Below are 20,688 nucleotides of genomic sequence, written 5' to 3'. Positions count from 1 at the left end.
AATTTAACTGCAGAACAAGGAATCTTATTTTTGATTTTTCTATAATTTAACAGCAGTTATAGTCCTAAAACATGTTAATAATTCCAAAAATATTCCCATTTGCAATAAAAAAATCCTATTTTTATAAAAAACAACATTATGAAAGTAGGTCTAATTGGATTCGGAAAAACAGGAAAAGCGGTAGCGTCGGTAATTTTGCAAAACAAAAAATTCTCTCTTTCATGGGTTATGAAAAGGAGCCAAACACTCGAAAACAGGACAGCCGCAGAATACCTCGGAATTGACTCGGAGGAAACAGGTAAAATATATTCAACAGCATCAACTTCTATTACTGAACTACTCGATAATCAACCCGTTGATGTTATAATTGATTTTTCATCCAACTCCGGGATCTATGCGTACGGAGAGGCAGCAAGTGAGCGAAAAATAAAAATCATTTCGGCAATATCTCATTATACCAATAAGGAGAAAGACTATCTCAAATCGCTTTCCAACCTTACAACCGTCTTTTGGAGCCCAAACATTACCTTGGGGGTAAACTATTTGCTTTTTGCCTCCAAATTTTTAAAGAAAATCGCTCCTTGGGTTGACATTGAAATCATCGAAGAACATTTTAAAGGTAAAGACGGCATCTCAGGAACCGCCATAAAAATTGCCGAAGCACTTGATCTCGAAAAAGAAGACATCAACTCGGTTCGTGCAGGTGGAATAGTAGGCAAACATGAAGTTGTGTTTGGATTTCCATTTCAGACCGTAAGACTTGTACATGAAAGTATTTCACGCGAAGCTTTTGGAAGCGGTGTCATATTTGTAGCCGAAAATCTGGTGGATAAAAAGGAAGGTCTGTTTAATTTTGAGGACATACTTTCGCCTTATTTTGCGGTATAAATTAAATTTGAAGTGCATTTAGGCTATATTATTTTCTTCAAGATATTTATTTTTTGAATTGCCGTTGGTTTTAACCAACGGAATAAAAAAGGCATTAATAAAGGCTTTAGCTAAAACTACACTCTTAAGGTTTTTGGCTAAAGCCTTTTTGATCAATCATACTTGACCGTTGGTTAAAATCAACGGCAATTAAAAAAGACATTCATCCACCATCAAACTAAGGGTTGTCAAAAAAGTCTCGCGAAGATTTTAGCGGAATGAAATAAAAAACCGCGCCTAATCCGTAGAATCTGCGTGAAAAATTTTCTTAACTTATTAACATTGGGTTTTAGAGGCATAAATACAAACTTTAGCCAAAACTATACTTTAAGTTTTTTTGGCTAAAGCCTTTTCTATCAATCATACTTGACCGTTGGTTAAAACCAACGGCAATTAAAAAAGGCATTCATCCATAATTAAACTAAGGGTTATCAAAAAAGTCTCACGCAGATTTTAGCGGAATGAAATAAAAAAAATCCGCCAAATCTGCCAAATCTGCGTGAAAAAACAGCCTAACTTACTGACTAACCGATCCAATTTTCGACAAAGATTAGTGCTTTTCTTTGCGGAATCTCTTGTGCGATTTCTCCTTCGTCGAAAGGACAAACAAAGCAAGATTCTAGAAAATCAAATTCTAAAACTAACCCTGATTTATTCTTTAAATCAAATTAAATCGGATGTAGCTATTTTTTCCTATTTTTAATGTTGCAAATTCATAATTTTCATGGTGTTAATTATCTAACAAATAATGTTAAAATTGTTATATTTTTATATATTTGAAAATTATAAAAAACAACCAAATGATCTTCAACAGACAAGAACTAACCGATTCACAGCTTTTAGATTTATATAAAAAAATATTAAAACCCCGTTTAATAGAAGAAAAGATGCTCATCTTAATTCGGCAGGGAAAAGTGTCCAAATGGTTCTCCGGAATAGGGCAGGAGGCAATAGCCGTGGGTGTTACAGCCATTCTTGATGAAACGGAATACATATTGCCGATGCACCGAAATCTGGGTGTTTTTACCACTAGAAACATTCCATTATACCGCTTATTTTCACAATGGCAAGGAAAAGCAAATGGCTTTACAAAAGGTAGAGATCGTAGCTTCCATTTTGGAACACAGGACTATAATATTATCGGAATGATCTCGCATCTGGGTCCACAACTGGGAATTGCAGATGGAATCGCTTTAGCGGACAAACTTAAAGATAACAAAAAAATTACAGCCGTTTTTACCGGTGAGGGCGCTACCAGTGAAGGAGATTTTCACGAAGCCTTAAATATTGCCTCAGTATGGAAATTACCAGTAATGTTTGTCATAGAAAACAATGGTTACGGACTTTCGACACCTACAAACGAGCAGTATTATTGCGAAAATCTTGCCGACAAAGGTATTGGTTACGGTATGGAAAGCCACATCATAGACGGTAATAATATACTGGAAGTATATAATAAACTGGCGCAACTAAAAGCAGAAATGCAAGAGAACCCGCATCCGGTTTTACTGGAATTCAAAACATTCAGAATGCGTGGCCATGAAGAGGCGAGTGGTACCAAATACGTTCCTCAGGAACTAATGGACGAATGGGCCGCTAAAGATCCTGTTGCGAATTATAGAAATTATTTAACAGAGACAGGAGTTTTAACAGCCGAATTTGATGAAGCTTTGCGCAGTGAAATAAAAAAAGAAATTGATGACAATTTAGTGCTTGCAAATGCGGAGCCTGAAATCGTTCCTACTTATGCCGGTGAATTAGATGATGTTTACAAACCTTATCAACATGAGGAAGTTAATCCATCTGCATCATCAGAAAATATTCGTTTTATTGACGCCATACGCAATGGTTTGAATGAGTCTATGCAGCGCCATAAAAATCTGGTGATCATGGGACAAGATATCGCAGAATATGGCGGTGCCTTTAAAATCACAGACGGATTTGTTGAACTTTACGGAAAAGACCGCGTTCGCAATACTCCAATTTGTGAAAGTGCTGTAGTTTCAGCCGGAATGGGACTATCTATAAACGGTTATAAAGCGATTGTAGAGATGCAATTTGCCGATTTTGTTTCGACAGGTTTTAATCCTATTGTCAATCTATTGGCTAAATCTCATTACCGTTGGGGCGAAAATGCCGATGTTGTGGTTCGTATGCCTTGCGGTGGTGGAACACAGGCTGGTCCATTTCACTCTCAAACAAATGAAGCCTGGTTCACCAAAACACCTGGTTTAAAAGTCGTTTATCCTGCGTTCCCATATGACGCTAAAGGATTGTTAAACACCTCAATAAACGACCCTAATCCGGTTTTATTTTTCGAACACAAACAATTGTATCGTAGTGTTTATCAAGATGTTCCAACCGATTATTACACCATTCCGTTTGGAAAAGCAGCCTTGTTAAAAGAAGGAAATGCAGTAACTATTATCTCATTTGGAGCAGCGGTACACTGGGCATTAGAAACTTTAACCAAAAACCCTGAAATACAAGCCGATTTAATCGATTTAAGAACATTACAACCTTTAGATACCGAAACCATTTTTGCATCGGTTAGAAAAACAGGAAAAGTAATTATTTATCAGGAAGATACTATGTTTGGTGGAATTGCCAGTGATATTTCAGCTTTAATTATGGAAGAATGTTTTGAATCTTTAGATGCTCCGGTTAAAAGAGTAGCCAGTTTAGATTCTCCAATTCCGTTTACAAAAGCACTCGAAGATCAGTTTTTACCTAAAAGTCGTTTTGAAGAAGTTTTATTGGAATTATTAAAATATTAAACTTATTTTACTTCCTTAAACCTTGTACTACCAAAAAAGAATAAATTATGAAAAAACTGTTTGTTTCTGTTTGTGCAGCTACAGTACTTTTGTCTTGCAATAAAAGTGCTAAAACCGCTGACAACACACCTTTAGATAAGAAATTCGAGCATTATAAAGAGGGCTTTGTAACCTCTTTATGGGAAATAAATCCGGATTGGGCTTCCAATGTCGGCTACCATAAATTTGATAATGTTTTAGTAATTCCGGACAGCAAAGAAGAAAAAAAGCAACTTGATTTTGCTACAGCACAATTAGATTCTTTAAAACAATATACGATTGAAGAGTTATCCGATAAGAATAAAACTGATTTTTACATGATCAAAAATCATTTAGAGGATATTATTTTCAGCGCTAAAGAATTAAAATCCGGAGAATGGAACCCTTCTGAATATAATGTTTGTGGTTCTTTTGCAGAAATTCTTAACGGAAATTACGATAGTTTAGAAGTTCGCTTAAGAGCTTTCAATACTAAAATGAACGGGATTCCGGCTTTTTATGAAGCTGCAAAAAAGAACATTAAAAACCCAACTGTAGAACATACCCAGCTTGCAATAGACCAGAACTTAGGAGGTTCAAGTGTTTTTGAAGGAGAGTTAAGTGATGCTTTGAAAAAAAGTAAACTAACTGCCGAAGAGAAAAAAGAAATTCTTGAGAAAGCAAAAGTTTCAGTAAAAGCTATTGCAGATTATGCAGACTGGTTGAAAAAATTACCAAACAAAACACCACGTTCTTTTAGATTAGGAGCGGAATTGTATGCTAAAAAATTCAATTTTGATATACAATCAGGTTATAATGTCAATCAAATTTATAAAATAGCCGTTGATCACAAAAAAGATCTTCACGATAAGATGTTTGTTATAGCAGATAAACTTTGGACAAAATACAAAGGAACTGCTCCAAAACCAACTGATAAATTAGATTTAATCAAACAGGTTATTGATAAAATCTCCTTACAACACACTACACCGGAAAAGTTTCAATCAGAAATTGAAAAACAAATTCCTGAATTGACTGCTTATGTAAAAGCAAAAGATCTATTGTATATTGATCCGTCAAAACCACTGGTAGTACGTAAAGAACCTGCTTATATGGCGGGAGTTGCAGGAGCTTCTATTTCTGCACCAGGTCCTTATGATAAAAATGCAAACACCTATTATAATGTAGGTAGTATGTCTGGTTGGACAGCAGAAAATGCAGAAAGTTACTTGCGCGAATACAACGATTATATTCTTCAAATTCTAAACATTCATGAGGCTGTTCCGGGACATTACACTCAATTAGTTTACAGCAATCAGTCTCCAAGTATCATAAAATCTATTTTAGGAAATGGTGCAATGGTCGAAGGATGGGCGGTTTATGCTGAAAAAATGATGTTGGAAAGCGGTTATAAAAACTCAGACGAAATGTGGTTGATGTATTACAAATGGAATTTAAGAGCCACTTGCAATACCATTTTAGATATCAGCGTTCACTCTAAAAACATGTCTAAAGAAGCAGCTCTTGACTTACTGATCAAAGAAGCTTTTCAACAACAAGCCGAAGCTGACGGAAAATGGAAACGTGTAACCTTATCTCAGGTTCAATTGTGTTCTTATTTTACGGGATACACTGAAATTTACAATTTAAGAGAGGAACTTAAAAAACAACAAGGAAAAGATTTTAAACTCAAGCAATTTCATGAAAAATTCTTGAGTTTTGGTAGTGCGCCTGTAAAGTACATTAAGGAATTGATGTTATCTAAAGAGTAAAAAAAAAAAGGCTTTTTCATATGTTGAAAAAGCCTTTTTTTTTGAATATTTTCTAAGAAATCTACTCAATTATCATCAAAATTTAAGAGTCAAGTTCGTAAAACCCTGCCTCTCATTCGTTTAAAATAAGCCCAAAGCCATAAGTTATAAAGTAATTTAACCTAAAAAGAACCGTCGCAGCTTTAACTTGATACTTGATTTTTCTTTCACGCAGATTTAGCAGATTGCGCAGATTTTCTTTTAAAGGAATAAATATGATCCGCCTAATCTGCTAAATCTGCGTGCTAAAAAATAACTCTAAAATTATTCAGGAGCCGTAATGTTATAACCTGATACTTGATTTTTCTTTCACGCAGATTTAGCAGATTGCGCAGATTTTTTTTAAAACGCATAAATAAGATCCGTCTAATCTGCCAAATCTGCGTGCTAAAAAATAGCAATTAAATTATTAAGGAACCGTAATGTTATAACCTGATACTTGATTTTTCTTTCACGCAGATTTAGCAGATTGCGCAGATTTTTTTTTAAAAGGGATAAATAAGATCCGCCTAATCTGCTAAATCTGCGTGCTAAAAAACAGCAATAAAATTATAAAGGAGCCGTAATGTTATAACCTGATACTTGATTCTTCTTTCACGCAGATTTAGCAGATTGCGCAGATTTTTTTTAAAGGAATAAATATGATCCGCCTAATCTGCTAAATCTGCGTGCAAAAAAATTAGGCATAAAATTACAAAAGAGCCGTAGCGCTATAACTAAACTCTTAAAGAAACTTCGCCTTAATCTCAGCACTAGGAATCATACAGCTTTCTTTTTTACCGTACCAGTTGTATCGATTTTTAGCAATATAATCATAAATATAATCACTCATAAAAATGGGAATGATTCTGAAAATAGAAATCAATTTCCAAAATCCTCCAAAGTTTTTGGCAATTTCTATAGCTGCCGAAGATTTATAAAAATAGGAGACACCCGGATTGTATAAAATAATACTATCCATTTTAGAGAAACTTACACCTAGATGTTTACATATTGAAATCCCTAATTCCGATTGCAATGCCACAAATCTAAAAATGTCCTTCGTATCGTGTTTGATAATATATTGTACAGCTGAATTGCATAAGTTACAGACTCCGTCAAAAAGAATTATTTTTTTATTTTTTGGAAAATTGAGCATTATTTGATTTATTTTGAGGTTCTGTTACCTTTTTCGTTTGTTTTGTTTCAGGTTTCAGGTTTTTCTTATCTCTATTTTTGTTTTGTTTCAGGTTTCACGTTTCAGGTTCGTTGTAGTTGTTTATTGGTTTTATCTATTGAAATAAAAAAATATATCGAAATTTCAAATCAAAAACAGCTTTCATAAATAAATTCTGAGCGATTTTCTAAAACATTCCGTCTTCATTGTTGTCTTTTTAAAAAACGTTACTTAAAACGCTTTATTTCAATTTCGGCCCCTTTTTTTCTGTTTTTATTTTCAAAACCGAATACTGAGACTGAGACCGAGACTGAAAACTTAAAAACTTACTTCTTCACGGCTTCAACCAATTCTAATTCATCTAAACTTACTTTCGAAGTAAAAATTCCATAGTTCACCGTTGCTTTATTTTTTTCGATTGAGTCAATACTTCCAACCGATCTACCGTCTTGCATTCTTACACGATCTCCGACTTTTAAGATTGGTTTTGGTTTTTCGATAACCGGTTTAAGTTTCTTTTCTTTTTTCTCTTTTCTGATTTCTTCTACCTGCACCGTAATTTCAGCAATAACTTCTTTTTTCTTCTCAATTATCGCTTTGGTTTCTTTTGGAGTTGCTTTTTTGCGTTTTGAATTTTCAATTTCTACAATTTTCAAAAATTCACCAATCAGTTCTTTTTTGTTTTTATTGTTGAAATATTTCTCCGAAATGTCTTCAATTTTTTGTCCAATGTAAATGGTTTTCTGGTTGCTGTCATACAATTCCTGATAGCTTTCCAGTTTTTGTTTGATTTTTACATTGATGTTTTCCATCTTTTTACCTTCTTCACGCGCTCTTGTTTCTTCTTCTTTAAGGTTGATAGAAGTTTTTTCAAGCTTAGAACGCTCTTTTTGAAGTGTGGCTATGGTTTTATCAAAACGAACTTTTCCGACTTCGATTTTCTTTTTCGCACGATTAATCAGTCCAAATGGGATTCCGTTTTTTAACGCTACTTCAAAAGTAAAAGAACTTCCCGCCTGACCAAGCGCCAATTTGTACATTGGTTCTAATGATTTCTCATCAAACATCATATTAGCATTGGTTGCAAAAGGCAATTCGTTTGCTAAAATTTTCAAATTAGAATAATGTGTCGTAATGATTCCGAAGGCTTCACGGTGATAGAACTCTTCCAGAAAAATTTCTGCTAAAGCTCCACCAAGTTCAGGGTCAGATCCGGTACCAAACTCATCAATTAAAAACATGGTTTTCTTGTTGCATTTTTTCAAGAAATAATTCATATTTTTCAATCGGTAGCTATAAGTACTCAGGTGATTTTCAATCGATTGATTGTCTCCAATATCCGTTAAAATTCGATCAAATAAGAAAGTTTCACTTCTTTCGTGAACCGGAATCAACATACCGGATTGCAGCATCAATTGTAATAGACCAACTGTTTTTAAAGAGATTGTTTTTCCTCCCGCATTGGGTCCCGAAATAACAATAATTCGATTGTCCTGTTTTAATTCAATAGTTTGCGGATGCGTAATTTCGTTTTTTTGTTTGTTATTTAAATACAAAATCGGATGATACGCTTCTCTGAAAAACAACCTTCTATCTTCCGTAATGGTGGGTAAAATTCCGTTAATTCTATTGGCATATTTTGCTTTTCCAGCCACTACATCAATATCACTTAAAAACTCCTGATATTCAATTAAAAGCGGCAAATACGGACGAATCTCATTCGATAATTGCTTCAGAATTCGGGTAATTTCTTCTTTTTCTTCGTATTCCAGATTGCTTAGTTCACGTGAATATTGCAAAGTTGCTTCCGGTTCAATATAGGCAATACTTCCGGTTTTTGAACTTCCCAGAATAGACCCTTTTACCTTTCGACGATACATGGCAAGAACCGCCAAAACCCTACGGTTCTGAACGAAACTTTCTTTGATATCATCCAAGTAACCAAGACTGTTGTTATGCGTAAGCGCCGCGCCAAAACTCTGATTTACTTTGCCACGAACAATATTCATGCTCTGACGAATACTCAAAAGTGCCGGTGAAGCATTGTCTTTTATTTCGCCATATTTATCTACAATCCCATCAACCAAAGTAACAATATCTTTGGTGTATTCGACTCTTGAAGCCCTGGCATTTAAATTTGGATAATAATCATCAAATTTCTTAAGGAAATTCAATAGAAAATTGGATGTCGACGAAAGTGTTGCAATTTTTCTAAAACTGCCCACTTCAAGAAAACTGTCCTCGATAGCCAAGAATTTGATTTCATGCGTAATGGCATCAAAACCATGATTTGGAATCGCATTATTATTCTCAAATGACGAAACGTATTCTGATGTTTGCATTAAAGCCTGCATCAAAGTTTCTTTATCTCTAAAAGGAGTTATATCTAAAGCTTTTTGTTTTCCAATATCTGTATTACAGCCTGCTGAAATGGTTTCAAGCACTGTTGGAAATTGTAAATCTTGTAATGTTTTTTCAGTAATGGATATCATTATATATCGTAAGTTGTAAAGTTCAAAGTTACAAAGTTTTAAAACTAAATAGTAGTATTAATTGGTACTTTGCAAAAATCTTTACGTAATTTGTAGTTAAATTTTATTTAAATGAAAATTAATCTTTCTTCAGATTGGCAAACCGTTTTGGCTGACGAAATTCAAAAGACTTATTTTACGGAATTAACCGCTGCTTTAGAGGCCGAATATCAAACTCAGGTCTGCTATCCACCAACAGAATTGATTTTCTCCGCCTTTAATACTTGTGATTTTAAAAACTTAAAGGTAGTTCTTATTGGCCAGGATCCTTACCATGGAGAAGGAGAAGCAAACGGTTTGAGCTTTTCGGTGAATGATGCTGTTAAAATACCACCTTCTTTGCGCAATATTTACAGAGAATTAAGCACTGATTTAGATTCGATTTTTATGCCGACTTCGGGTAATTTAGAAAAATGGGCAAAGCAGGGCGTTTTGCTTTTAAATGCATCATTAACCGTTCGAAAAGACAGTCCGAACAGTCATAAACATTTAAAATGGAATCTTTTTACAGATGCCGTAATTCAGACCATCTCTGATCAAAAAGAAAACATTGTCTTTTTATTGTGGGGTGCTTTTGCGCAGAAAAAAGGATCAAAAATTGATCGATCCAAACATTTCGTTTTAGAATCAGGACATCCGTCACCAATGAGTGCTAATCAAGGCAAATGGTTCGGGAACAAACACTTTAGTAAAACCAATGCGTTTTTGAGCTCTAAAGGAATTCCTGAGATAGAATGGTTGTAAAAACTATTTTTTTGTAATTTCTTCTAAGATTGCTTTGTTCTCGTAGTTGATTACTTTTAAGACAATTTCTTGGTTTTTTGCTGTTTTACCTTCAATAACATATAGTTTTCCTTTTTTGAAAGGTACATTACTCTGATCGAAATCAACGTCTCCAAATGTCAATGTGTTTTTTACATCAGCAGTATCAACCCATTTTTCATTTAAAGTCTGAATTGCTTTTTCGGAATATTGAAATGGTTTTGTACGTAAACTGTTCAAAACTCTGGCGTTTGGAAAATAGTTGCATCTGGTATCTTTTCCACTAAAAACAAGGGCTACAAAAAAGCATCCCATAATCAGACCAATCAAATAATAAGCAAAACGATGTACAAACTTCATGAAATATTTTTTTTGCAAAGGTACACTAAAGTTCCCTTAAAATACAAGTAAATTAATATCGTTATCCGGTAAATCAAACCACTCGCCAATTGCTTTGTTGGTTAGGATTCCGTGATACAAATAAACTCCGTTTTTTAGTCCTTTATTGCATCGTATTGAGCTTTCCAAACCACCCTCTTCGGCTATCTGAAGCAGGTAAGGAGTTAGCATGTTACTTATTGAAAGTGAGGCCGTTTTAGAATATCTTGAAGGAATATTAGGCACGCAATAATGCAAAACATTGCTCTTGATAAAAGTTGGTTTTTCGTGTGTTGTCACTTCAGAACTTTCAAAACAACCGCCTGTATCAATGCTAACATCAACAATTACGGCTCCTTTTTTCATATGTTCCATCATGGTTTCTGTCACTACAATCGGGCAACGTTCTTTACCGCGCATCGCACCAATCGCTACATCACAACGTCTTAACGCCTTTAATAAGGCTTTTTGTTGAATGGTAGACGTAAAGATTCGCTGGTTTAAATTGTTCTGCAAACGACGTAATTTGGTAATTGAATTGTCAAAAACTTTTACATTTGCTCCCAGGCCAATAGCTGTTTTGGCAGCAAATTCCCCAACAGTTCCGGCTCCTAAAATAACAACTTCAGTAGGAGGGACGCCGGTAATATTTCCGAATAAAAGTCCTTTTCCGAATTCGTCGGTAATCATTAATTCTGCGGCAATAAGTATAGAAGCAGTTCCCGCAATTTCACTTAATGATTTTACAGCCGGATAAGAACCGTCTTCATCTTTAATATATTCAAACGCAAGTGCGGTGATCTTTTTTAAGGCTAAAGCTTCAAAATAAGCTTTCTTTTTTGTTTTAAGCTGAATGGCAGAAATGATAATCGTTTCGGGATTGATCATTTCGATTTCGGCTAAAGTTGGTGGTTCTACTTTAAGAAGCATCGGACAGCCGAAAACTCTTTTTGTATCTTTTGTTACTTCAGCACCCGCATCTGCATATTCTTTATCGGAGTAACTGGAGCTTTCTCCCGCACCCGATTCAATCATCACGCGGTGCCCTTCATACGTCAATGAATTCACTGCATCCGGCGTTAAACAAATACGACGTTCCTGATAACTTGTTTCTTTTGGAATCCCAATAAAAAGCTCTCTTTTAAATCGGCCAATTTCAAGTTTTTCTTCTTGTGGCAACAATTGTTGTTTCGTAAATGGAGTTAAGGTAATTGACATGGGTTGTGCGAAAAATTAAGAGTACAAATTACGTAAAAAGTTTTAAAATCAATGCAAATATTCTGCTAATACTGCATTAATAATCAGGTCAGTATTTTTTCCATTTTTATATCGGCTCTTTCGTACACTCCGTCTTCTAATGGAATTTCGGTAAAACCAAATTTTTCATAGAGATGAATTGCCGGAAGCAAAATTCTATTGGAATACAAAAACAGCTTTTGAATGTGATTCTCTTTGGCTACAGCCATACAATGAACCAGCATTTTGTTCCCAATTCCCAAGCCTTGTGCTCGTTCTGAAATGGCCATTTTCCCCAATTCAAATGTGGTTACATCTGTTTTAATCAGCGAATAGGTTCCAACAACCTCATCATTGTATTTCGCATAAAAAATCATTCCGCCTTTATCAATAATATAGCGCTGTGGGTCCGAAAGTACTATTTCGTCTTTTTCTTCGACTTTGAAATACTTTTCCAGCCATTCTAAATTTAAGATTTTTATCGCCTCCTTTAAATCAGATGAAAAAGGAACTATTACTACTTTATCTTGAGTGTTCATTTCTATTTTAGACTAATTTCAATTCTCTCTTTCCGTCCGCCAACAATGTAATGGTCACAACAGAATGTCCTTCAGGAATCAAACTGGCAATCTTTTCAGACCATTCGATAAAACACCAATTACCGGAGTACAAATAGTCGTCAACCCCCATATCCAGTGCTTCTGTTTCTTTGTTTAAACGATAAAAGTCAAAATGGTATACAATTTTATTATCCACTGTATCATATTCGTTAACTAAAGAAAAAGTTGGGCTACTGGTCGCGTCTTCAACTCCCAAAGTCTTGCACAGTTGTTTTATTAAAGTTGTTTTTCCAACACCCATTTCTCCATTAAAAAGGATAATTTTCTTTGGATTTTGAGCTAAAATCTGCTCTGCTACTTCCTTAAGTTGTTCTACTGAAAAAACGATATTCATTCTTTGTTTTACTTTTAATTATAGTCTGTTTTTTTAGTCTCAGTCTCAGTCTTCAGTCGCAGTTAAGATTCGTGACTGAAAACTGAGTCTGCAAACTCTTTTTTATTTCGGGTTAAATATCAAGAACGGAATAATCATTTCTTCTAATGAAATTCCCCCGTGTTGATAGGTATTTTTATAATAACTCACGTAATGATTGTAATTGTTTACATACGCCAAAAAGTAATCGTTTTTAGCGAAAATAAAAGAACTACTCATGTTTATGGCAGGCAGACCAATTGCTTTTGGTTCTTTTACCACATAAACGTCTTTTTGCTCATAGGTCAAACTACGGCCCGTTTTATAACGCAAATTTAGACTTGTATTTTTATCTCCAACAACTTTTGAAGGGTTTTTTACATTAATTGTTCCGTGATCTGTTGTTAAAACCAATTTAAAGCCTAAAAGTTGTGCTTGTTGAATGATTTCTAATAGCGGAGAATTTCTAAACCAACTCAGTGTTAAGGATCGATAAGCTTTATCATCAGAAGCCAATTCTTTTACGACTTCCATTTCTGTTTTAGCGTGTGAAAGCATGTCAACAAAGTTATAGACAACCGTTACCAGATCATTTCCTTTTAAAGCTTTAAAGTTTTCGGCCAGTTTTTTACCACCTGCATAATTGGTGATTTTAAAATAATCCTGTTTGATGTCCAGCCCTAAACGCTTTAATTGTGCGGTTAGAAATTCGGCTTCGTAAAGGTTTTTTCCACCGTCTTCAACGTCATTTTTCCAATATTGCGGAAATTGTTTTTCCATTTCTATAGGCAATAATCCTGAGAAAATGGCATTTCTGGCGTATTGAGTAGCGGTAGGAAGGATAGAGAAGTACGGAACTTCTTTTTCCAGTTTATAGTAATTGGAAACTACTGTTTCAAAAGATTTCCATTGATCGTAACGTAAATTATCAATCACAACAAACAGTATCGGTTTGTCTTTCTTTTTAATTTCGGGTACTACTAATTCTTTGAATAAGTTATGCGACTGAATTGGTTTATCGGCTTTTGGCGCAAACCAATCTTCGTAGTTGCGCTCGATATATTTACCAAATTGTGAATTGGCTTCGACTTTTTGAGATTCCAATATCTCGATCATCGCCTGATCGTTGATGTTTTCCAGTTCCAACTCCCAAAAAATCAGTTTTTTATACAGCTCCACCCAATCTTCAAAGGAGTTGACCATTGCCAGTTCCATTGAGATTTTTCTAAATTCCTTTTGGTAGTCTAAAGTTGTTTTTTCGGAGATTAATCTCGAATGATCCAGATTTTTCTTTAAACTCAATAAAATCTGATTTGGATTTACGGGTTTTATCAAATAATCGGCGATTTTAGAACCAATGGCTTCTTCCATTATATATTCTTCCTCGCTTTTGGTAATCATAATCATCGGAATGGCTGATTTTTTCTCTTTCATTTCCGAAAGGGTCTCCAAACCGCTCATTCCGGGCATATTTTCATCCAAAAAAACAATATCAAAATTATCTTCTTCAAAGAGGGTAATAGCGTCTAAACCATTGTTACAAGTTGTTACTGCATAATTTTTTTTCTCCAGAAATAATATGTGTGGCTTTAAAAGGTCGATTTCATCATCAACCCAAAGTATTTTTATTTTATCCATAATTGTTTTGTCTGTTCAAAAGTATTAAAATCTATTGGCAATTTACTTCTTTTTGAAACGGCTATTTATTAATATTATGATAATTTTTACTATAAAAAAACAAAAAACCATCGAATAAAAAATACTCGATGGTTTTTACTTTATAACTAATACTTCCGGACGGGTTTACTGCCAACCACCTCCAAGCGCTTTGTACAATTGAATTACCGCATTATACTTAGCGTATTTATTTTCGATTAATGTCAATTGCGCATTCAAAGCATCATCTTTAGCGGTTAATACTTCCAAGTAATTGACCAAACCATATTTCAACAATTCATCAGAATAATCAGTCGCTACTTTTAAAGCTTCCACCTGTTTTTCGCGAACGGATATTTTGTAAATCTCATTATTGTATTGTGCCAAAGCATCTGAAACTTCTCTACTGGCAGTTAACAAAGATTGTTCAAATTGCAAGTAAGCTTTTTCCTGATTGGCTTTTGCAATTTCGTATTTGGTTCTGATCTCACGTTTATTAAAAATAGGTTGTGTTAAACCGGTTACGATGTTGGCAAAAATAGAATTGGCACTAAACCATTCTTTTAAATCAATACTTTGAAGTCCGCCTGTTGCTGTAATTTTAAACGTTGGGTAGAAATTACTTTTCGCGATATTTGTTTGTTCAAAATACGACATGAAATTGTATTCTGCTGCAATTACATCGGGTCTGTTGCGCAATAATGTCGCCGGAACGCCTAAAGTAATTTCAGGAACCTCTTTTTGAGCTCCAAAACTGCTTCTTTCAATTTTACCTGAGGGCTGTCCTAAAAGAATACTCATTTTGTTTTCGAAAAGAATACCTGCCACTTTTAAATCTGCAATAATAATTTGGGTAGCGTATTTTTGAGATTCGGTTTGCTTGACACCAACTTCTGTAACATTTCCGGCATCTTTTAAGGCTTGAATCGCCACGATGCTTTCGTCTCTGTTTATCAAGGTCTCTTCTGCAACTCTAATCTGTTCGTCGATCGAAATCAATTGAAAATAAGTAGAGCAAATGTCAGCGATTAACTGTGTTCTTACGGCTTGAGTCGCTGCTGTTGTTTGCAAATAAATCGCATTTGTTGCACGTGCATTACTTCTTATTTTTCCCCAGATATCAGCTTCCCAGCTTAAAGTTCCGGTCAATTGATATTGATCGGTGCTTCTGTCACGAAGCAAAGCTCCAAACTGACTGTTTTTTGACAATTGTTGATGCGTCCAATCTGTTCCGGCAGACAGGGTAGGGAAGTAGCCCGACTTACCTTGTTTCATAGAAGCTTCTGCTGCTGCGATATTTTGCATGGCAATTCGAATATCCAGATTGGTATCCAGTCCTTTTTTAATATAACCTTGCAAAATTGGATCTGTAAAAATGTTGTTCCAGGATATATTTGCCAACGAGACGCTGTCCTTTGCCGCAACTTCGGTTCGGTACAGATTCTCGGTTTTTACATCCGGTCTTTTGTATTCCTTTGCAACGAAGCAGGATTGCATAACAGTTGCCGAGACGACAACTGTTACTATTTTATATACATTATTTTTCATATTCTTCGTCTAAAAGTGTCGTTTCAGATTCATTATTTACTACTGGTTTTCCTGAGATTCGCTCTTGCAAACTTTGGAAAATAATGAACAATATCGGAATTACAAATACACCGAATATCGTTCCGATTAACATTCCTCCAACTGCTCCCATACCAATAGAACGGTTCCCTACAGCACCAACACCAGAAGCCAGCGCTAACGGTAATAAACCAAATATAAAGGCAAGAGAAGTCATTAGAATCGGACGCAAACGTGCTTTTGCACCTTCAATAGCAGCTTGTGCCAGATCCATTCCCTGTCGTCGTCTTTGTATGGCAAATTCTACAATCAGAATGGCATTTTTCGCTAAGAGTCCTATAAGCATGATCAGGGCTACCTGGAAATAGATGTTGTTTTCTAATCCCGCCAGTTTTACAAAACCAATGGCTCCGGCAATTCCGACAGGCAATGAAAGAATTACAGACAAAGGCACTAAATAACTCTCATATTGTGCACTTAACAAAAAGTATACAAATATTAAACTCAATAAGAACACACCAGCCGCCTGACTTCCTGCAAGGATTTCCTCACGGGTCATTCCTGAAAATTCATAACTGTAGGTTTTTGGCAAATGCTGCGCCGCAACTTCCTGAATCGCTTTAATCGCGTCTCCTGAACTGTAACCCGGTTTGGCTTTACCATTTACGTTTACTGCTTTTAACATGTTGAAACGTGCAACCGCCTCAGGTCCGTAAATTCTCTTGAAATCAACAAACTGGCTTATGGCAACCTGCTGTCCGGAATTATTCTTCACATATACGGAATTGATCGATTCCAGATTGGCTCTGTCTGAAGGTTTTGCCTGAATCATAACACGGTATTGTTTTCCGAATTTATTGAAATCAGTAGTATATAGACCTCCATAATACCCTTGCATCGTGTTAAAAATATCACTCACAGAAACTCCTGCGTTTTTGGCTCTTTCTACATTAATATCCATTTGATATTGAGGGAAAGTAGGGTTGAAGTTCGTGATTGCGTATTGAATTTCAGGTCTTTTCATTAATTCACCCAAAAACTCATTACTCACTTTACTTACTGTTGCCCAATCATCGTCTCCTTTGTCCTGAATTTTAAGCTCAAAACCATCCGCAGATCCAAATCCCTGTACACTCGGTGGTGTAAAAAATAAGGCTCTGGCGTCTTTAAAGTGAGCTGTTTTTGCAAACAATTGCCCCACAATGGCATCCACAGACTGATTGGCTTCTGTACGGTATTTCCAGTCTTTTAATTTAATAACCATAAAAGCATAAGAACCTCCGTTTACGCTATTCAATAAACTGAAACCTACCACACTCATTCTCGATTCAACGATATCCATTGAAGAAACAATAGAGTCCAACTCATTAACGGCTAATTGCGTTTTCTCCAACGTTGTTCCCGGAGGCAACGTTAAATCGGCCATGATAATCCCCCTGTCTTCATTCGGAATAAACCCGGAAGGTGTACTTTGGAATAAAAAGATCGTGATCGCAGAGAAAACCGCCAGTCCAGTAATGGCAATCCATTTTCTTTTGGCTAAAAAACCAAGAGATTTCACGTAGCGATCATTCATTCTGTCGAAACTGGTGTTGAATGCGATGAAGAAACGGTCTTTAAAATTTTTATGTTCATGTCCGTGTTCAGAATCTGCATGCGGCTTTAAGAACAAGGCACATAATGCCGGACTTAGCGTTAATGCATTTACTGCAGAAATTAAGATCGCTATCGCTAAAGTAATCGCAAATTGCTGATAAAATACTCCTGAAGGCCCGCTCAAGAACGACACCGGAATAAATACGGCAGCCATTACCAACGTAATAGAAACAATTGCTCCTGTGATTTCACTCATCGCAGAAATAGTAGCTTCTTTTCCGGATTTTGCTCCTTCGTCCAGCTTGGCATGGACGGCCTCGACGACGACAATTGCATCATCGACGACAATACCAATAGCCAGAATCATGGCAAATAAAGTCAGCATGTTGATCGAAAAACCAAATACCTGCAGGAAGAAAAACGTACCAATAATCGCTACCGGAACGGCTATCGCCGGAATTAAAGTAGATCTAAAATCCTGAAGAAATAAAAACACTACTATAAATACCAATATAAAAGCTTCTACTAAAGTGTGAATTACTTTTTCAATAGAGGCATCCAGAAATGTTTTTGTATTAAATGGAATTACATAATCAACCCCTTTTGGAAAATCAGGTTTGGTCTCGTCAAGAATTTTGGTTACCTCTGTAATAATGTCTTGCGCATTAGAACCGGAAGTTTGAAATACACCAACAGCAACACCTTGTTTACCCATGGCAATATTTTTTGTTCCATAATTGAAACCACCTAATTCAACCGTTGCTACATCTTTTAAATGAAGAAAATTCCCGTTTCCGGTTGATTTGATCACAATGTTTTCGTAGTCCTTAATTTCAGAAAGACGGCCTTTGTATTTGATTACATATTCGTAAACACCTTCCGCATTTTCTCCAAATTTACCCGGTGCCGCTTCTACGTTTTGTTCTTGTAATGCTGCCTGAATATCTTTAGGAGAAACACTGTAAGAAGCCATTTTCTCCGGATCAATCCAGATTCTCATGGAGTAATCTTTGGCACCAAAAACATTTACTTGTCCAACTCCTTTTACACGTTGTAATTTAGGTACAAGGTTGATTTTAGCATAATTCTGAATATAGGTTTCGTCAAAATCATTATTATTAGAATACAAAGCAAAAAACATCAAGGCACTAGTCTGACTCTTAAGCGTTGTTACTCCCGTTTGTACAACGGCCTGTGGTAATTTGCTGGTGGCACGGGAAACCCTGTTTTGAACGTTTACCGCGGCAATATCCGGGTTAATTCCAAGTTCAAAATAAACAGATATTTTGGCGGAACCGTCATTTGCTGCAGACGAAGTCATATAAGTCATTCCTTCCACACCGTTGATTTCTTCCTCTAAAGGAATCACAACACTGTTAAGTACGGTTTCTGCATTAGCTCCGGTATAGGTAGCACTAACCTGTACGGTTGGAGGGGCTATTTCGGGATATTGCTCGATCGGTAAAGTCATCAATCCTAAAATACCTAAAATGGTAATTAAGATCGAAATTACCGTCGAGAGAACTGGTCTTTCTATAAAAGTTTTTAACATCTTTACTATTATTTTTTAGCGGAAGAATTTGTATTTGCTGTAGTTACAGCCTCATCTTTGGCTTGTTGTGGTTTAATTTCTGCATCGTCTTTTAATTTTGACGCTCCTTCGATTACAACAATTTCACCCTCTTTAAGCCCTGAAGAAACAATATAATTTAGCTCTGTTGTCCCATTGGTTTCAATGATTCTCGACTTTACTTTATTGCCTTTCTCCACCACGTAAATAGTCTGTTTTCCCTGAACCTCGAAAACCGCATTTTGAGGAACCAGAATTACATCTTTTTCTTCAATCGGTAAACGAATAATACCGGTACTTCCACTTCTTAAAACCCCTTCAGGATTAGCAAATTCAGCTCTGAATTGTGTCGTTCCGGTTTGTGCATTCACCAGACCGTTCATCGTTGCAATTCTTCCTTTTTGATCGTATTCTGAGTTGTCAACTAAAATCAAGGAAACCAAAGGAGCTGCTTTTAATTTTTCGGCAGTTGTTGCTCCTTTAAATGTTTTATTAAAGAACAACAATTGCTTTTCATTCATAGAGAAATAAGCACGAACAATTTTGGTGTCGGATACCGTTGTCAGTGGCATTTCGTTAGTAGCACTAACCAAACTCCCTTCTCTGAAAGGCAATCCGCCAATAACACCGTTTACCGGAGAGTAAATTGTTGCATAGCCAATATTAGCCACAATGCTTCCGTATGTACTTTTTGCCTGAGCCAATTTCGCTTTTGCGGTCTCCAATTGCACCACACTAATGATTTTGCGATCCACCAAAGGTTTCAATCGGTCTACTTCAACCTGAGCAGCCTGAACAGCGGCTTTTGCTGCAGAAGCATCCTCATTTAACGTTTGCGTTTCTAGTTTAAAAAGCAATTGTCCTTTTTTTACAACCTGACCTTCATCAACATATATTTTTTGAATAAATCCGTTTACTTTTGGACGTATTTCCACATTCTGTTGCCCTTCAAGATTGGCAGTATAGTCTTGATATACCGTCGCATTCTGAATTGTAACAGTTTTAACCGGAAAAGGAGCAGGGCCTTGGGGCGGTGCTTGTTCTTCCTTTTTTTTGCAGGATGCAAAAACTAGCATAATGGCTAACAGAGAAAATGAAATATGCTTCATACTTATTTAATTTGAATTAATTATTTGTGGGGATTTGTCGGATTTTCTATTTCTGTAAATTCAGATATAGTTTCTTTTATCAGTTGTTCAACTTTTATTACGTGGGCTTTATAAGCTCTGGTATTGTCCAGATTTATAAGCTCTTCCGGACTTGACATCGTTTTTTCGCGATAGGAGAGCATCTTATCAATGATTTTTCTTTCGTAAGCAATAATCTTGAGATAACTGTTTAATCGCTCGCTAAACGGAGAAGACTTGTAGTACTTTTTCCGGTCTCCCGGTATCGTAAAGTAGTTTATCTTTTCCATTTTTAGAAGCAAGTTCAGGTTCGTGGAAACAGAGCTTTTACTGGCGCCGGTTTTCTCGACTAATTGTTCAAATGTCAAGCCCTCTTTTATACCGTCAACGATTAGTAATCCAAGGATTCTGGAACCTAATGGCGACATGTGATAAAATGATTCGAAGTAAACTCCGAAAGATTCTATGAGATCTTCTCTCTCTTTTTGAATCGATTTCATCTTTTTTTTGAGCAAAGATAGATTTTGGTTCGTTATTTACAGAACCAACCGAACTTAAATTTGTGTTAAATTTAGGTTACCTAAAAAACGGGTTAAATGAGGCCT

15 protein-coding genes are annotated in these 20,688 nt (G+C 35.8%); 4 read left to right on the top strand and 11 right to left on the bottom strand.

What is annotated here, in order from left to right:
* Positions 1–138 precede the first annotated feature (138 nt).
* From ACHRV5_RS00710 to ACHRV5_RS00700, 3 genes are all read left to right on the top strand, one after another.
* Complete coding sequence (locus ACHRV5_RS00710; protein WP_047775149.1) at positions 139–888, top strand: 4-hydroxy-tetrahydrodipicolinate reductase; 750 nt, start codon at positions 139–141, stop codon at positions 886–888.
* 839 nt (positions 889–1,727) lie between these two features.
* Entirely contained in the window at positions 1,728–3,704 is a 1,977-nt protein-coding gene (locus ACHRV5_RS00705; RefSeq protein WP_395425373.1) for a thiamine pyrophosphate-dependent enzyme, read from the top strand.
* 47 nt (positions 3,705–3,751) lie between these two features.
* Positions 3,752–5,494 carry a DUF885 domain-containing protein gene (locus ACHRV5_RS00700; protein ID WP_395425372.1) on the top strand — a complete coding sequence of 581 codons (1,743 nt, stop codon included), beginning with the start codon at positions 3,752–3,754 and terminating at the stop codon, positions 5,492–5,494.
* Positions 5,495–6,257: 763 nt separating this feature from the next.
* Here the strand turns inward: ACHRV5_RS00700 and ACHRV5_RS00695 are convergent.
* Both ACHRV5_RS00695 and ACHRV5_RS00690 read right to left on the bottom strand, forming a co-directional pair.
* Entirely contained in the window at positions 6,258–6,671 is a 414-nt protein-coding gene (locus ACHRV5_RS00695) for a thiol-disulfide oxidoreductase DCC family protein (RefSeq protein ID WP_230001924.1), read from the bottom strand.
* 344 nt (positions 6,672–7,015) lie between these two features.
* The gene (locus ACHRV5_RS00690; RefSeq protein ID WP_395425371.1) at positions 7,016–9,181 is read right to left on the bottom strand and encodes a DNA mismatch repair protein MutS; all 2,166 of its coding nucleotides are present in this window, start codon (positions 9,179–9,181) and stop codon (positions 7,016–7,018) included.
* Between the two features lie 111 nt (positions 9,182–9,292).
* Here ACHRV5_RS00690 and ACHRV5_RS00685 point away from each other — a divergent pair, with 111 nt between their 5' ends.
* Positions 9,293–9,964, top strand: a complete 672-nt coding sequence (locus ACHRV5_RS00685; RefSeq protein WP_395425370.1) for a uracil-DNA glycosylase — start codon at positions 9,293–9,295, stop codon at positions 9,962–9,964.
* Between the two features lie 3 nt (positions 9,965–9,967).
* On the opposite strand, the gene ACHRV5_RS00680 is transcribed toward ACHRV5_RS00685, so the two are convergent.
* From ACHRV5_RS00680 to ACHRV5_RS00640, 9 genes are all read right to left on the bottom strand, one after another.
* Positions 9,968–10,342: a DUF4258 domain-containing protein gene (locus ACHRV5_RS00680; protein WP_230001921.1), complete on the bottom strand. Its 375-nt coding sequence runs from the start codon at positions 10,340–10,342 to the stop codon at positions 9,968–9,970.
* Between the two features lie 36 nt (positions 10,343–10,378).
* On the bottom strand, positions 10,379–11,578 hold the full coding sequence (locus ACHRV5_RS00675) for an alanine dehydrogenase (protein WP_395425369.1): 1,200 nt from the start codon (positions 11,576–11,578) through the stop codon (positions 10,379–10,381).
* Between the two features lie 83 nt (positions 11,579–11,661).
* Complete coding sequence (locus ACHRV5_RS00670; protein WP_395425368.1) at positions 11,662–12,135, bottom strand: GNAT family N-acetyltransferase; 474 nt, start codon at positions 12,133–12,135, stop codon at positions 11,662–11,664.
* A gap of 7 nt (positions 12,136–12,142) precedes the next feature.
* The gene (gene tsaE / locus ACHRV5_RS00665) at positions 12,143–12,550 is read right to left on the bottom strand and encodes a tRNA (adenosine(37)-N6)-threonylcarbamoyltransferase complex ATPase subunit type 1 TsaE (RefSeq protein ID WP_395425367.1); all 408 of its coding nucleotides are present in this window, start codon (positions 12,548–12,550) and stop codon (positions 12,143–12,145) included.
* A 102-nt stretch (positions 12,551–12,652) separates the two neighbouring features.
* The gene (locus tag ACHRV5_RS00660) at positions 12,653–14,206 is read right to left on the bottom strand and encodes a bifunctional response regulator/alkaline phosphatase family protein (RefSeq protein ID WP_047775128.1); all 1,554 of its coding nucleotides are present in this window, start codon (positions 14,204–14,206) and stop codon (positions 12,653–12,655) included.
* Positions 14,207–14,371: 165 nt separating this feature from the next.
* Complete coding sequence (locus ACHRV5_RS00655) at positions 14,372–15,772, bottom strand: efflux transporter outer membrane subunit (RefSeq protein ID WP_395425366.1); 1,401 nt, start codon at positions 15,770–15,772, stop codon at positions 14,372–14,374.
* On the bottom strand, positions 15,762–18,938 hold the full coding sequence (locus tag ACHRV5_RS00650; protein WP_395425365.1) for an efflux RND transporter permease subunit: 3,177 nt from the start codon (positions 18,936–18,938) through the stop codon (positions 15,762–15,764). Before ACHRV5_RS00650 ends, ACHRV5_RS00655 begins: the two co-directional genes overlap by 11 nt.
* 8 nt (positions 18,939–18,946) lie before the next feature.
* A complete protein-coding gene (locus ACHRV5_RS00645) occupies positions 18,947–20,065 on the bottom strand; it encodes an efflux RND transporter periplasmic adaptor subunit (protein WP_395425364.1) in 1,119 nt (372 codons plus the stop codon).
* A 20-nt stretch (positions 20,066–20,085) separates the two neighbouring features.
* Positions 20,086–20,583: a GbsR/MarR family transcriptional regulator gene (locus ACHRV5_RS00640; protein ID WP_395425363.1), complete on the bottom strand. Its 498-nt coding sequence runs from the start codon at positions 20,581–20,583 to the stop codon at positions 20,086–20,088.
* Positions 20,584–20,688: the final 105 nt, after the last annotated feature.

Source organism: Flavobacterium sp. FlaQc-52, assembly GCF_044007495.1.
GTDB classification, from domain to species: domain Bacteria; phylum Bacteroidota; class Bacteroidia; order Flavobacteriales; family Flavobacteriaceae; genus Flavobacterium; species Flavobacterium cupriresistens.
Note: the sequence above shows the minus strand (reverse complement) of the source record. Positions and strands in the feature narration are given on the sequence as shown.